This is a genomic window from Thalassotalea insulae (assembly GCF_030161395.1).
GTDB lineage: Bacteria > Pseudomonadota > Gammaproteobacteria > Enterobacterales > Alteromonadaceae > Thalassotalea_E > Thalassotalea_E insulae.
This window is the reverse complement of record NZ_BSST01000001.1, coordinates 1,513,518-1,526,548: the sequence shown is the minus strand read 5'-3', so window position 1 is coordinate 1,526,548 and position 13,031 is coordinate 1,513,518. Positions and strand designations below refer to the sequence as shown.

Sequence of the window (13,031 nt, the reverse complement as noted above, 5' to 3'; positions counted from 1 at the left end):
AGCAATGGAGCTGAAAGAATTAACTTAATAAACAAAAGTCAATTGGAACCGAGTAATTGATTTTCTAGTAACAGAAGAAAATCAATTTCCCTATCAGCTTTTTCAAAACTCTTCTTATTCTTAATGTATAATCGTCACAATATTTTAAGCTCAAAATCCTACCTTTTGAGGGTGACCAAAGGGTGACCGTAATGGAAATTCAAGGTAATTCTAAGCGATTCAGAGCAATTTAAAGCGTCAAATAGATGAATAACGAAATTATTGAAACTACTGAAAAACCTAAAGCTCCCATAAATAGGGGGCTACATGCACTATCCGTTGCGCCCATGCTCGATTGGACTGATCGCCATTGCCGCTACTTTTATCGAACCATGTCAAAAAATGTGGTGCTATACACTGAAATGGTGACAACAGGGGCAATATTATTTGGTAAAGGAGATTATCTGTCCTTTAACGATGAAGAGCACCCTGTGGTATTGCAGCTTGGAGGTAGTGATCCAAAGGCGATGACAGAGTGCGCAAAAATTGCTGAGCAGCAAGGTTATGATGAAATTAATATCAATGTTGGTTGTCCGTCAGATAGGGTGCAAAATGGTCGTTTTGGCGCGTGTTTGATGGCAGAACCTGAGCTGGTGGCACAATGTGTTAGTGAGATGCAAAATGCCGTCGCTATTCCGGTAACGGTTAAATCGCGTATTGGCATTGATGATATGGATAGTTATGAATTTCTTCATCGCTTTATGGAGACTGTTTCGCAGGCGGGTTGTCAGCATTTTATCGTTCATGCCCGCAAGGCCTGGCTTAGTGGCTTAAGTCCGAAGCAAAATCGTGAAGTCCCTCCACTAGATTATCAACGGGTGTATCAGTTAAAGCAGGATTTTAACGATTTAACCATCAGCATTAATGGTGGAGTTAAAAGTTACAGCGAAGTTGCTGAGCACCTTAACCATATCGATGGTGTGATGATAGGTCGTGAAATTTATCAAAACCCTTATTTATTAGCACAGGCAGATCAAACTGTATGGCAAAGTAATAATGAAATAAAGTCACGGGCAGATATCATTGCGGAAATGTCAGACTATATCGATCGCTATGTTGCTGATGGTGGTCGTGTCTGGCATGTGGTCCGCCATATGCTGGGATTGTGTAATGGTTTACCAGGAGCTAAACAGTTCAGACGATATTTAAGTGAAAATTCTGGTCGGGAAAACGCCAGTAGTGTCGTTCTCAACGAAGCGTTCGAGCGGGTTGGTTAATAGAACCAAGGGTAACTGTCCTGAAATCGGGAATTCACTTCCCGATTTCGAGATTGAAACCAGCAATTAGGCTTTGTTTAATTTAAGATTTGTTACGTATTGTCACTAATTAATAGTTAATTACACTATTTCTAAATTCTTCGTCAGTTAAATCGCTCAATCAATTTTTATACTAAAAATTAAATAACTAACTATATCAATCGGTTAGTTATTTTTTCCATCTGTGGCACAACCTTTGTAATAGTTATTGCGTCTTTACTATCAACAACAGAAGGAAAGTGCTCATGTTTAGCTTAGTTACCTTGTTTAGTTTAATGATGTCTCCGGCGATCATTGTACTGATTATTTCATTTATCGTTAGCGCATTTGAAAGCAAGTCTAGTGTATTAACTGGCTGTGACAGCAGTTCGTTAGTTAATTTCAACTTAGCATAACTAATGCCCTACTAATCGTTATCTTAGCTGACCTCTGCATTATTTTAGTTGGGTATAGTACTATTTCTTATACAAACCGTGATTGGTTGATACTTTTACCAGCTCATTAATTTCTATCTTATCCTCGTTATTTTTTCTTTGTTATTCTGTACAAGCACCTGAGAGTTAGTTACTTTTATTTCATCTTTTTTTATTTAAGTAGTGAATATGGATATCTCTCCGTTAATTAGTACCGAGTCACTGGCTGCTATTCTTAACCAAACTAATCTTGTTTTTCTAGATGCTAGTATGCCTCCTGTGGGTGGCATGGCAACACCAGAGGCCAGCTGGCCTGATGTGGCGATTAAAGGCGCACGCCGTTTTGATCTAGAGCGAGATTTTTCGGATCATAACAGTGGCTTACCTCATACGATGATTAGTGAGCAAGCGTTTCAGCAGGCGGCACAGGCACTTGGTATCAATAAAGATAGCCAGATAGTGGTTTATGATGATTTAGGATTATTCTCTGCAGCTCGTGCTTGGTGGATGTTCAAAGCTATGGGTCATCAGCAGGTTGCAGTTTTAGATGGTGGGTTACCTAAATGGCTACGAGAAAACCGTCCAATAGCTAGGGGAGAGCAGACATTATCGGTTAACGGGAATTTTCAAGCGAAAGCACATTTAGATTACTTTTGTGATGTAAATCAGGTGCTAGCCGCAACTGAAGATAAGACAAAAGCAGTATTAGATGCCCGTGCAGCCCAGCGTTTTTTAGGGCAAGTTGCAGAACCTCGACCCGGATTGCGTAGTGGTCATATTCCGAATTCAATTAATTTACCTTTTACGCAATTGTTAGCAAATGGTCAATTGTTAACAAAAGCAGAGTTAAAAGAAGCTTTCTCGTTACTTGTTAATGATAATCAACAATTGATTTTTTCTTGTGGCTCTGGAGTTACAGCTTGTGTTTTAGCATTAGCCGCTGATATAGCTGGTTATCATGAATTAACGGTTTATGATGGTTCATGGGCGGAATGGGGCAGTGATGCTCAGCTGCCGATCGGCTAATTTATCACTCAATCCCGCTTAATTTTTCTACTTGGTTAATTTGACTAATTCTATTGTTAAATTAACCAAATTATCGTTTGACATATTATGTCTTGATTTTCTTTGTTTTTCCTGTATTTATAAATATTTAATAATATCAATCAATTAAAATTATTTTTCTTGTTGGCACAAGCCTTGATATATACCAAGCATAAGGTGAATAACACCATCTAATTTGAGTCGGTATAAAGGAGAGCAGCATGAAAAGTATCAAAAACATATTCGTTATCTCTGTTGCAGTTTTAGGGATCGGAACAATCAACAGTGCATCAGCAGCTAATCGTGATATTGAACAAACAATGCAGCAAGTGATCAGCACGCAAGGTCAGCAAGTGACGCAAAGCTTAACCAAGCAATTACAACTATCAATTCAGTCATCGCTTCGCCAAATGGTTTTAGTTAAAGCAGTAGCAAAAACGGAGCACGTTCCTTCGCTACTAGCTGTCGCGAATAAAACACAAACGTTAAACAAGAATAATTTATTAACAGAAGAAGAGTAGGAGAGTTTAATTATGGGTATGTTTTCACGCTTCACAGATATTATTAATGCCAATATTAATAGCATGTTGGATAAAGCAGAAAATCCTGAAAAGATGATCAAATTGATCATTCAGGAGATGGAAGAAACCTTAGTCGAGATCAGAGCAACTGCGGCGAAACATATCGCAGAAAAGAAAAGCCTGACACGCCATATTCAAACGCTGGAAAAAAGTGCAGCCAACTGGCAGGAAAAAGCCAGCGTAGCTGTGGCAAAAGGACGTGATGATTTAGCTAAGTCAGCATTGATTGAAAAAAATAAACGTCAATCTGAGGTGGAAGCTAAGCAGGAAGAGTTAGTTCAGCTTGAAGAGTTTTTAGCGGCAGTGCAAGACGATGCCCAGCGCTTACAGGACAAATTAGCTGAAGCTAAGCGTCGTCAGGATGCATATTTATTACGCCAGCAATCAGCGCAAGTACGCTTAAAAGCGAGGGAAAAAGCCGCGGTTTACAATATCGATGAAGCGATTAGCAAGTTCGAGCGTTATCAGCAAAAAGTCGATGAAGTGGAAGCCCAGGTAGAAGCCTTTGATATGACCGCTAATCAGGATTTAAGTAGCCAAATTAGTGCACTAGAAACGGATGAACAGGTGGAACAAGAGTTAGCGGCATTAAAAAAGCAGGTCGCTAACGGTTAGATTAACGAAGTTAGCCTGTACATAGCATAGATAGTTTAAGTGATTATCTTTGTTATGTACGAATTGTTAGAGTTTTTTTGCCAATGTAGATTAATAGAAAATGATTAATGAACTTGGCACTGGATAAAAGGTAGTTAGTCATGAGATATCAACGAGAGTATTTAAACCAAGGCCGTTTAACTAAAGATTTAATGCATAAAAAAGTATCGGGAATTTGTGGTGGTATTGCACGTCATTACCAGTTACCACGTTTAGGTGTCCGAATTGCTGCCATCGTCTCATTATTTATGTTTCCGGTGGTTACTGCGGTAGCCTATATTACTGCTGCTATTTTATTACCTGAGCGCAGATAATATTTGCCGGTGTTTTGCGATTACTGTTCATTAAGGAACTGATATGTCTTTTATTAAATCATTAATACTGGCAATTATGGCAACGCTTTTTCTTACCTATGTGCTAGGTGTTAGCTTTATTGAAATGCTGGATCTGGATATTTATATGGGGAATGAGTTGATTGAACCTTTGCAGGCAATTAGTATCTCAGCGATAGTTATGGTGATTTTGGTTTTAGTAGCGTTAGCGATAGTATTAAGTGTCTTTGGCTCACTGATCTTTATCGCTATGTTGTTATTGGGAGGTTGTGCCATGATGATGATAGGGATTTTCTGGCCGATTTTACTGGTAGCAGTGTTAATTTGGTTGGTTGCCCGAGATAAGCCGAAGCCAAGATACAATTAATTTGAAAAAGAATAATAAAACAGGATGTAAAATGAAAAAATCGATTTTAATGCTCACGTTGTTATCCGCGATTAGTTACAACGCATGTTCCGATACACTGGCGGCGAAAAAAGCACTAGATGATGAGAATGTGACATTAGCTGAGCAGGTTTTTAATGAGTTGAGTAGCTCAGAGCGAGTAAGTATTGAAGGGCAAGTGATCACTGGTCGTATACTGTTGGCAAAAGATAAAACCGAAGAAGCGTTTGAGCATTTTGAAGAGCTCAGCGAACAGTACTCCGATAATATTGATGTGCATTATTACTTAGGCCTCAGTGCGGTGATCATGGCACAAAAGGCGAGTATTTTTTCTAAACTGGGCTATGCGGAAGATTTTATTGAAGCAATGGAAAAGACTATTCAATTAAATCCCCAGCACTTAGATGCACTCAATACTTTGATAGGCTTTCATTTAGCGGCTCCTGGAATCGCTGGCGGTGATCAGGACAAAGCGCTGGCTTTAGCCAAACAAATTAAAAGTTTTAATCAAGAGCAGGGATATGCGCAATTAACCAATGTTTATTGGCGCACAGAGCAAAAAGAGTTAGCTGAGCAAGCATTTGCTGAAGGTATTAAACAGTTTCCTCATAGCTATTCGTTATATCTAAATCGAGCGATGGCTTCTTTCAGAGCTGAAGATTGGCAAAAAGCTAATACTGACTTATTAAAAGCTGTGGAATACGCGACAACTGATAGTGAGAGGTCTCAGGCGCTATATCAGCAGGGCAAAGTATCAGTTGAATCAGGGAAAGGTATCATTTTTGGAATCGAAGCGCTTAACCAGGCTTTACCTATTGCGGACACTAAACACCAACCTTGGATTAAATATCGTTTGGCGCAGCTATATACATTGAACAAAGAAATAAACAAGGCGAAAGAGTTAGTAGCAACGATTAATCTCAGTAAAAATGAAGATCTTGAAGATAAGGTTAAGAAATTGACCAAGAAATTGAAAAAGCTACATAGCTAACAATATAGTGCGTTAAGTGAATAGTCACTAACGCACCAACTGTTGATATTAGTTAAAGAATGAGGCGAGAATATCTTGGCAAGTTTGAGTTTTGACTAAGCGAGAAAACTCTTTCGCTTCATCTGCTATCGCCTGATTGACCCGCGCAGCAGTTGCTTGTTTCATTAATGCCCTGCTGGTTTGCGTGGCATCTGCAGGTAATGCAGCAATAGTTAAAGCCTGTTTTTCTGCAATAGCTAATAGCTCTTCTGGTTGGCAGCATTGATTCGCTATGCCATAGTCAGCCGCTTGCTGACCGGAGAACAGATTACCCAGTACTAACAGTTCAAATGCACGGTTGTGACCGACACGAAGCGGTAATAGTACACTTGAAGCAGCTTCAGGACATAAACCTAATTGAGTAAACGGCAGTTTTAATTTTGCATTAGTTGCAGTGATAACAATGTCACAATGCAATAACATGGTGGTCCCAATACCAACAGCTGGGCCGGCAACGGCGGCAACTATAGGTTTAGTGAAATTTGCGATGGTGTTAACAAAGGCAAAAGCGGCGAGTTGTTCATCGTTGGCATGTTCAATAAAGTCAGCCAGATCATTACCGGCACAGAAGCAATGTTCATTGCCTTTTATTAAAACACTATGAACCTCTGTATCGTCTTGCGCTTGCTTAAATATTTGGCAAAGCTGTTGATACATGACGGTATTTAACGCATTTTTCTTATCGAAACGATTAAGGGTGATGGTTAAAACATTATTTTGTAAATCAGAGAGAATTAAGTTATCCATTTGTTTTTAGCTTCGTTACAATATCAAAACAACAATAATATGGATAAATAAGGATGTATAGCGCTATATGAAAAATTTAACTGTTAATCGCTTTTTGTTAATTGCGGTGTTATCGCTATTAACTAATGCATTATTTGTGCATCAGGCAGTAGCTAGTGAAATTACCGTAGCTCAAGGATATGTACGGGCAACGATCCCAGGTACGAAAATATCATCGGCGTATATGGAGATTGCTAATCATGGTGAGCAGGATGCAATATTAGTTGCTGCGACCAGTGGAGTCAGCGATCGAGTTGAAATTCACCAGCATACGATGGAAAACGGTTTAATGAAAATGCGCCAGCAAAAATCACTCACTATTGCTGCTCATGATGTGGTAAAACTGCAGCCCGGTGGCTATCATTTAATGATATTTAATCTAACTGATCCGCTAAAAGCTGATGAAAAAATAGCGCTTACTTTGCATTTTGATAATAACGAAAAGCTTGACGTTAATTTACCGGTGAAATCGATTGTTAATCAACAGCAGTCAAAAAGTCACCATCATCATTAGGAATTATTTATGAATGTTAATATTTCCATGAAATTGTTGGGCTCATTATTAGCCTTTATTTTGCTGTCGTTATATTTTTTGGGTGTTTACTGGAGCTTTGAGCCGGATGCGTTGGATATTCGTCAGCAAGTAACCAATGACGCTACTGCTGACAATGTTGCTCCTGTTGTTGGTTACACCACAACAACCGCTTTGATTCGAGTGACAGAAACGCTATTAGATAAACCTGGCGGATATTTGGCAAATGATGCGCTACCACCAAGTTTTTTTCTGGATAATATTCCTTCTTGGGAATTTGGCGCACTGGAAATGATCCGTGATATGGCACTAGTGATGCGTCAGGAATTTAGTCGTTCACAGTCACAATCATTAGAGAATGCTCATTTAAAAGTAGCGCAGCCGCAACTAAATATTGACCACAAAAGCTGGGCGATGCCAAGTGCGGAAACTGAGTATCGACAAGCAATTAAGGCCCTGTATGCATATCGAAAATCACTGGCGGATGTTAATAGCCAGTCAGCACAGTTTTATGCACGTGCGGATAATTTACGTGATTGGCTACAGGAAGTGAATAAACGTCTAGGCAGTTATTCTCAGCGATTAAGTGCTAGTGTCGGTCGTGAACAATTGAATGTTGATTTAGCCGGTGAGCAATCAGCACAACAGTCGACCACTTCTTCTGCTAATTTGCATTTAAAAACCAGTTGGTGGCAAATTGATAACGAATTTTATGAAGCGCGAGGTGCGTGCTGGGCGTTGTTACATTTTTTACGTGCAGTAGAAATTGATTTTAATGATGTGTTGGAAAAGAAAAATGCCAAAGTGAGCATGCAACAAATCATCAGGGAGTTGGAAGCAAGCCAGGAAGCTATCTGGAGCCCAATGATATTAAATGGTGATGGTTTTGGTGTTTTAGCGAATCATTCATTAGTCATGGCAAATTATATTTCACGCGCTAATGCAGCGTTAATCGATTTAAATGAGCTCTTAAGTCAAGGATAAAAACATGAAAAAATTATTAGCGGTAACACTCTCTGTTACGCTTTATTCCGGCGCCGTTCAGGCGGACGCTATCGGTGTATATATCGGTGGTCAATATTGGGATAACCAGGCAAGCGGTAAGTTCGGTGAAAATAATCAACAAGTAGATTTTAATTTGTCTGATGAGCAGCAAGGGAGCTTTTTCATTGCGCTAGAGCATCCAATTCCTTTTATCCCAAATGCCAAAATAGCCAGTACTTCGCTTGATACTCAAGGGATGACAACTTTAGTGAGTGAAATTAATTTTGGTGACGAGACTTTTGCAGTGGGTTCTGAAGTATCTGCTGAGTTTGATGTCAGTTATATTGACTACACCTTGTATTATGAAATATTTGATAATGGCCTATTCTCCTTTGATATAGGTTTAACCGGTCGAGATTTTGATGGTGACGTTTCGGTATCTAGTATCTTAATGGCAGGTGAATCATCAACTAGCACGGGCACAATTGCTACCGACGAAATGGTGCCTATGTTATATGCAGCAACGTCAATTGGTTTACCATTTACCGGATTTAATGTTTTTGCTGAAGGTAATTTCTTATCAATTGATGATCATAATTTATATGACTATCAGGCTGGCATTAGCTACGAGTTAATTGATAACTTAGCTGTTGATATTAATCTAACGCTTGGTTATCGTGCGGTGCAATTATCACTCGAAGATATTGATAATTTATATACTGACCTTGATTTTAAAGGCGTCTTTGCCGGCGCTGTTGTACATTTTTAATTCCACCAGATATATTATCTTCCCAGCTTAAGCTAACAATTCACGACATTGTTTGCTTAAGCTGAACTTATTCACTTCTTTATTTATCTTACTGTTTTACTTAACTGTCTACTATTTTGTACTAAAGGCATTAATTGCTAGTAAATTTTTGTTTGTCAATTTGTAAATAATGTGTAATATTTTACCGGTTACATATTGTTAATTTATTAACAACTATGCCAACTCTCATCGGTAAAGAGTTCACTTAAAATATATTTGAAAAACTATAAAGAATAGGGATTAGTATGAAATATAATAAAACCGTCATCGCGACCTTAGTCGGTGCGGCGCTAAGTTCGACTGCTTTAGGGCTAACTGCAGCGAATTTCCAGGGAAATGTACCTCATAAATCAATTGAAAATGTGCTAGCTAAAAAAGAAATAGCTAGCATTCGCGCAACAACAAGAAGTGGTATGCGTAATCAGTTTGATCGTCAGTTAGGTAAAGCAACATTTCAATGGGCTGGTGTTAATCAAAGCACGCCTGATCTAGGTGCGATTGCTGCTGATCAACAGTTAGCTTATGCTGGGGACTATTATTTGAATCAAATAATAGGTCAATCAGCAGCGAAAAATAAAGTGGTACAAACTGTTTTAGCAGCTAAACACGATACAGGTCGTGGTGCAAAAATAGCCAAATATAAGCAAGAAGTTGCTGGTGTTGAAGTATTTAATCGTGAATTTAACATCATGATGGATAAGCAATTTAACCTAGTTGCATCTTCTGGTTATTTAGCTGATAGTTCATCAGCGCGTTTATCATCAGTGATTAAAGATCTATCTGCGGCATTTGGTGATTCGACAGAAGCCGTAAGTGCAGCATTTGCTGCCATGGGTGGTGATGCAAATTCAGTTGATTTGAGTAAACAAGAAGCTGCAGGAAAATTTGAAACCTTTAAAGCAGCTAACTTAACGAATGGTAAGCAATTAGTTGGTTCGCCAAGAGCAAAGAAAGTATTTTTTGAATCTAAAGGTAATTTGATCCCTGCATACTATGTAGAACTTCAAACTGGTGACGTTGATACGGTTGAATCAGATTATTATAGTTATGTGGTATCAGCGAAAACTGGCGAAGTATTGTTTAAAAAGAACTTAACTAGCCATGCTGAGAAATTTAACTACCGTGTTTATGCCGATGATCATGGTAAGCCGTGGGATAGCCCGTTCGGTAATGTGATTCCAGCTGAACAAGGTGCAGATCCTGCAGCATATTTAACGGCTGAGTATTTGCCTGCTCCTATGGTGAGTTTAAGTACCGGCCCTATTAGTACAGAAGATCCTTGGTTGGCGGATGACGCAACAACCACACAGGGTAATAACGTTAATGCTTATGTCGATGCGATTGCACCTGATGGTTTAACTAACGGTGATTACACTGCAGAAACTACGGGTGATTTTACTTTTGATTATGCCTATAACGATGAAGAAGCTGAGTATTCATTAAATAATCGCAAAGCAGCCATCGTTAACTTGTTTACCATTAATAACTACTTGCATGATGATTATTATGACCATGGTTTTGATGAAGTTGCTGGTAACGCGCAAAATGATAACTATGGCCGTGGTGGTGAAGAAGGAGATGCGTTAAACGTTGAAGTTCAGGATAACTCAGGTCTTAACAATGCCAATATGAGTACTCCAGCAGATGGACATTCACCTCGTATGCAGATGTACCTTTGGGAAACTACTCAAGCTGAAAATGGCGTAGACTTTGGCGTCACTGTTTCTTCTCATCCAGATTTAGGTTTGTTAGATGTTATCCAATTTGCCAGCTTTGGTCCAAGTGTATATAACGTTTCTGGAGAGTTAGTCCGTATTGATGATGGTGTTGACCCAATCACAGATGGTTGTGAAGAAGCGGTCAATGGTGCTGATTTAGCGGGTAAGATTGCGATTATCGATCGTGGTAGCTGTAACTTTACTGATAAAGTCAAAAATGCCCAAAATGCTGGTGCTATAGCGGTATTAATTGCCAATAATACCGATGATGGCACACCAGCGCCTATGGGGGGAGCAGATGATACTGTTTCTATTCCAAGTATGGGGATTAACTATAGTGAAGGTGCAGCAATTTACGCATTGTTAGATGCAAATGAAATTGTCACCATTGATATGTTCAAAAATGATTTGACTCGTACTTTCAGAGCAAGTTCATGGGATGCTGGTATTGCTGCTCATGAGTGGGGCCACTACATCAGTAATCGCTTAGTAGGTAATGCATCTGGTTTGAGCAGTAACCAAGCAGGTTCAATGGGTGAAGGTTTTGGTGATTTCCATGCATTATTGTTAATGGCAGAAGCTGATGATGCGTTAATGGCGGGCAACGAAATGTTTGGCTTGCCATACTCGGCAACATCGTATGTTTCTAGCTTTATTTATGGTATTCGTCATTATCCGTATACTACGGATATGAGCATTAACCCTCACACCTTTGCTGATGTAGAAGCCGATCCAGAAGTACATGGTTCAGGCAGTGTTTATGCCTCTATGTTATGGGATGCCTATGTTGGCTTGATTAATGATGAGCGTCATACCTTTGCTGAAGCGCGTGATTTAATGAAAGATTATCTCGTTGCTGGTTATAAGATGATGCCTATGGCACCAACTTTCACAGAAGGACGTGATGCATTATTAGCTGCGGCATATGCGAATGATGTTGAAGATTACAAAGTGATCCTTGCTGCATTTGCTCGTCGTGGTATGGGTATTGGAGCTAAATCACCTGAGCGTTTCTCAACAGATCATGCTGGTGTGGTTGAATCTTACAAAACTGAATTAGCAACATTTAATGTAACATCTCATGCATTAGACCTTGACTATGAAGGGTTAACTTCTGGTTACTGTTCACTTGATGGTATCTTAGATAAAGGTGAAACTGGTACAGCTACTTTCTCTGTTAAGAATACTGGTACTTCTGCTTTATCAGGTGTAACAGGTAAAATTGAAGTGCTTAGTGGTCATGACGTGACTTTTGCCAATGATGGTGTTGTTACTTTTGGTGATGTTGCAATGTTTGGTTCTGCAACTAGCGCACCGATTGAATTTACCTTAAATGATGCCGGTACTGCTGACGATTTGGTATTGAGTGTTACTTTCCCTGATTTAGGTGAAGGCGCTGAAGCTGATGATTACATGCTTGGTACAATCGTTAACATTGATTTTGAGCAACGTGCATTTACTAGTTCTACTCAGACTAACGCTTTAAATTCATATGCTATCTGGAATGACTTCTCTGAAGTTGTGATGATTGGTGGAGATATGGCAAAAGGTACTTTCGGTGTAGATTGGTGGGATGCTGGTAAAACTGACGGCATGATTGCTTCAACTGCTTATAGTTATGATTCAGATGTTGCATATCAAACTCGCAAAATTGATGTTGGCTTTGACGGTGATTTCACTATCACTTGGTGGCACTTGTATAATTTAGAAGAAGATTATGATGGTGCTGTAGTTGAAGTCAGTGTAAATGGCGGGGCCTGGGCTGACATTACTGAAATGGGCGGTGAATTCTTAGGTGATGGTTACACTAATACTTTGATAGACGAAACAACAGCTGCGTTAGCTAGCCGTGATGTATTCTCTGGCGTTAACTATGGTTGGGAAGTTGTGAATTTCGGTGAAGCGCTTAACGGTAACCAAGTACAATTCCGTTTCCGTCAATCTACAGATGGTGGTTATGTACCTCCTGAATTTTCTGGTTTTGGCGCAGGCTGGTACATCGATGACTTAACTATTACCAATGCTCAAAATAGTCTGTTCTCTGATGTAGTAGCGGGTGATACTTATGCTTGTGATAACCGTTTACCAAACGTGACTATCAGTGATGCAATGAATGTTAGTGAAGGCTCAGAAGTTCACTTATCAGTAAGTGCGACAGATCCAAATGGTGATGAGTTAACTTACTCTTGGGCACAAACTGATGGTTCACACGTTACGTTAACTGGTGCTGATACTATGGAAGTATCATTTACAGCGCCTGAGGTAACTGGTAATCAGGTATTAGAGTTTACTGCAACAGTTGACGATGGTCATGATACCGTGACTAAGTCAGTGAAGGTGAACATTACTGATACTAAAGATCGCACGCCGATTAATGCAACTAGCAATAAAGGTGGTGGTGGTTCAACAACTTGGTTAAGCTTGTTGTTATTACCATTGATGGCATTACGTCGTCGTAAATAATCATCC

13 protein-coding genes are annotated in these 13,031 nt (G+C 39.4%); 12 read left to right on the top strand and 1 reads right to left on the bottom strand.

Annotation, left to right across the window (positions count from 1 at the left end):
* The first annotated feature begins 245 nt into the window (after positions 1–245).
* From dusA to QQK06_RS06940, 8 genes are all read left to right on the top strand, one after another.
* Positions 246–1,256, top strand: coding sequence for a tRNA dihydrouridine(20/20a) synthase DusA (gene dusA / locus QQK06_RS06975; RefSeq protein ID WP_284243944.1), 1,011 nt, complete (start codon positions 246–248; stop codon positions 1,254–1,256).
* A 284-nt stretch (positions 1,257–1,540) separates the two neighbouring features.
* Positions 1,541–1,690, top strand: a complete 150-nt coding sequence (locus QQK06_RS06970) for a hypothetical protein (RefSeq protein ID WP_284243943.1) — start codon at positions 1,541–1,543, stop codon at positions 1,688–1,690.
* Positions 1,691–1,897: 207 nt separating this feature from the next.
* A complete protein-coding gene (locus QQK06_RS06965) occupies positions 1,898–2,734 on the top strand; it encodes a sulfurtransferase (RefSeq protein ID WP_284243942.1) in 837 nt (278 codons plus the stop codon).
* A gap of 239 nt (positions 2,735–2,973) precedes the next feature.
* Entirely contained in the window at positions 2,974–3,273 is a 300-nt protein-coding gene (locus QQK06_RS06960; protein WP_284243941.1) for a hypothetical protein, read from the top strand.
* 12 nt (positions 3,274–3,285) lie between these two features.
* On the top strand, positions 3,286–3,948 hold the full coding sequence (gene pspA / locus QQK06_RS06955; protein ID WP_284243940.1) for a phage shock protein PspA: 663 nt from the start codon (positions 3,286–3,288) through the stop codon (positions 3,946–3,948).
* Between the two features lie 140 nt (positions 3,949–4,088).
* Positions 4,089–4,301, top strand: a complete 213-nt coding sequence (locus QQK06_RS06950) for a PspC domain-containing protein (protein ID WP_284243939.1) — start codon at positions 4,089–4,091, stop codon at positions 4,299–4,301.
* A gap of 43 nt (positions 4,302–4,344) precedes the next feature.
* Positions 4,345–4,686 (top strand): hypothetical protein, encoded by a 342-nt coding sequence (locus QQK06_RS06945; protein WP_284243938.1) that lies wholly within the window; start codon positions 4,345–4,347, stop codon positions 4,684–4,686.
* Between the two features lie 31 nt (positions 4,687–4,717).
* Positions 4,718–5,695 carry a tetratricopeptide repeat protein gene (locus QQK06_RS06940; protein WP_284243937.1) on the top strand — a complete coding sequence of 326 codons (978 nt, stop codon included), beginning with the start codon at positions 4,718–4,720 and terminating at the stop codon, positions 5,693–5,695.
* Positions 5,696–5,743: 48 nt separating this feature from the next.
* Here the strand turns inward: QQK06_RS06940 and QQK06_RS06935 are convergent, their stop codons facing one another.
* A complete protein-coding gene (locus QQK06_RS06935; RefSeq protein ID WP_284243936.1) occupies positions 5,744–6,481 on the bottom strand; it encodes an enoyl-CoA hydratase-related protein in 738 nt (245 codons plus the stop codon).
* Positions 6,482–6,548: 67 nt separating this feature from the next.
* On the opposite strand from QQK06_RS06935, the gene QQK06_RS06930 reads away from it, so the two are divergent.
* From QQK06_RS06930 to QQK06_RS06915, 4 genes are all read left to right on the top strand, one after another.
* Positions 6,549–7,034, top strand: a complete 486-nt coding sequence (locus tag QQK06_RS06930; protein WP_284243935.1) for a copper chaperone PCu(A)C — start codon at positions 6,549–6,551, stop codon at positions 7,032–7,034.
* 9 nt (positions 7,035–7,043) lie between these two features.
* A complete protein-coding gene (locus QQK06_RS06925) occupies positions 7,044–8,036 on the top strand; it encodes a DUF2333 family protein (RefSeq protein WP_284243934.1) in 993 nt (330 codons plus the stop codon).
* A gap of 4 nt (positions 8,037–8,040) precedes the next feature.
* Positions 8,041–8,805, top strand: a complete 765-nt coding sequence (locus tag QQK06_RS06920; RefSeq protein ID WP_284243933.1) for a TIGR04219 family outer membrane beta-barrel protein — start codon at positions 8,041–8,043, stop codon at positions 8,803–8,805.
* Between the two features lie 284 nt (positions 8,806–9,089).
* Positions 9,090–13,025: a rhombosortase-dependent M36 family metallopeptidase gene (locus tag QQK06_RS06915; protein WP_284243932.1), complete on the top strand. Its 3,936-nt coding sequence runs from the start codon at positions 9,090–9,092 to the stop codon at positions 13,023–13,025.
* Positions 13,026–13,031 lie beyond the last annotated feature (6 nt).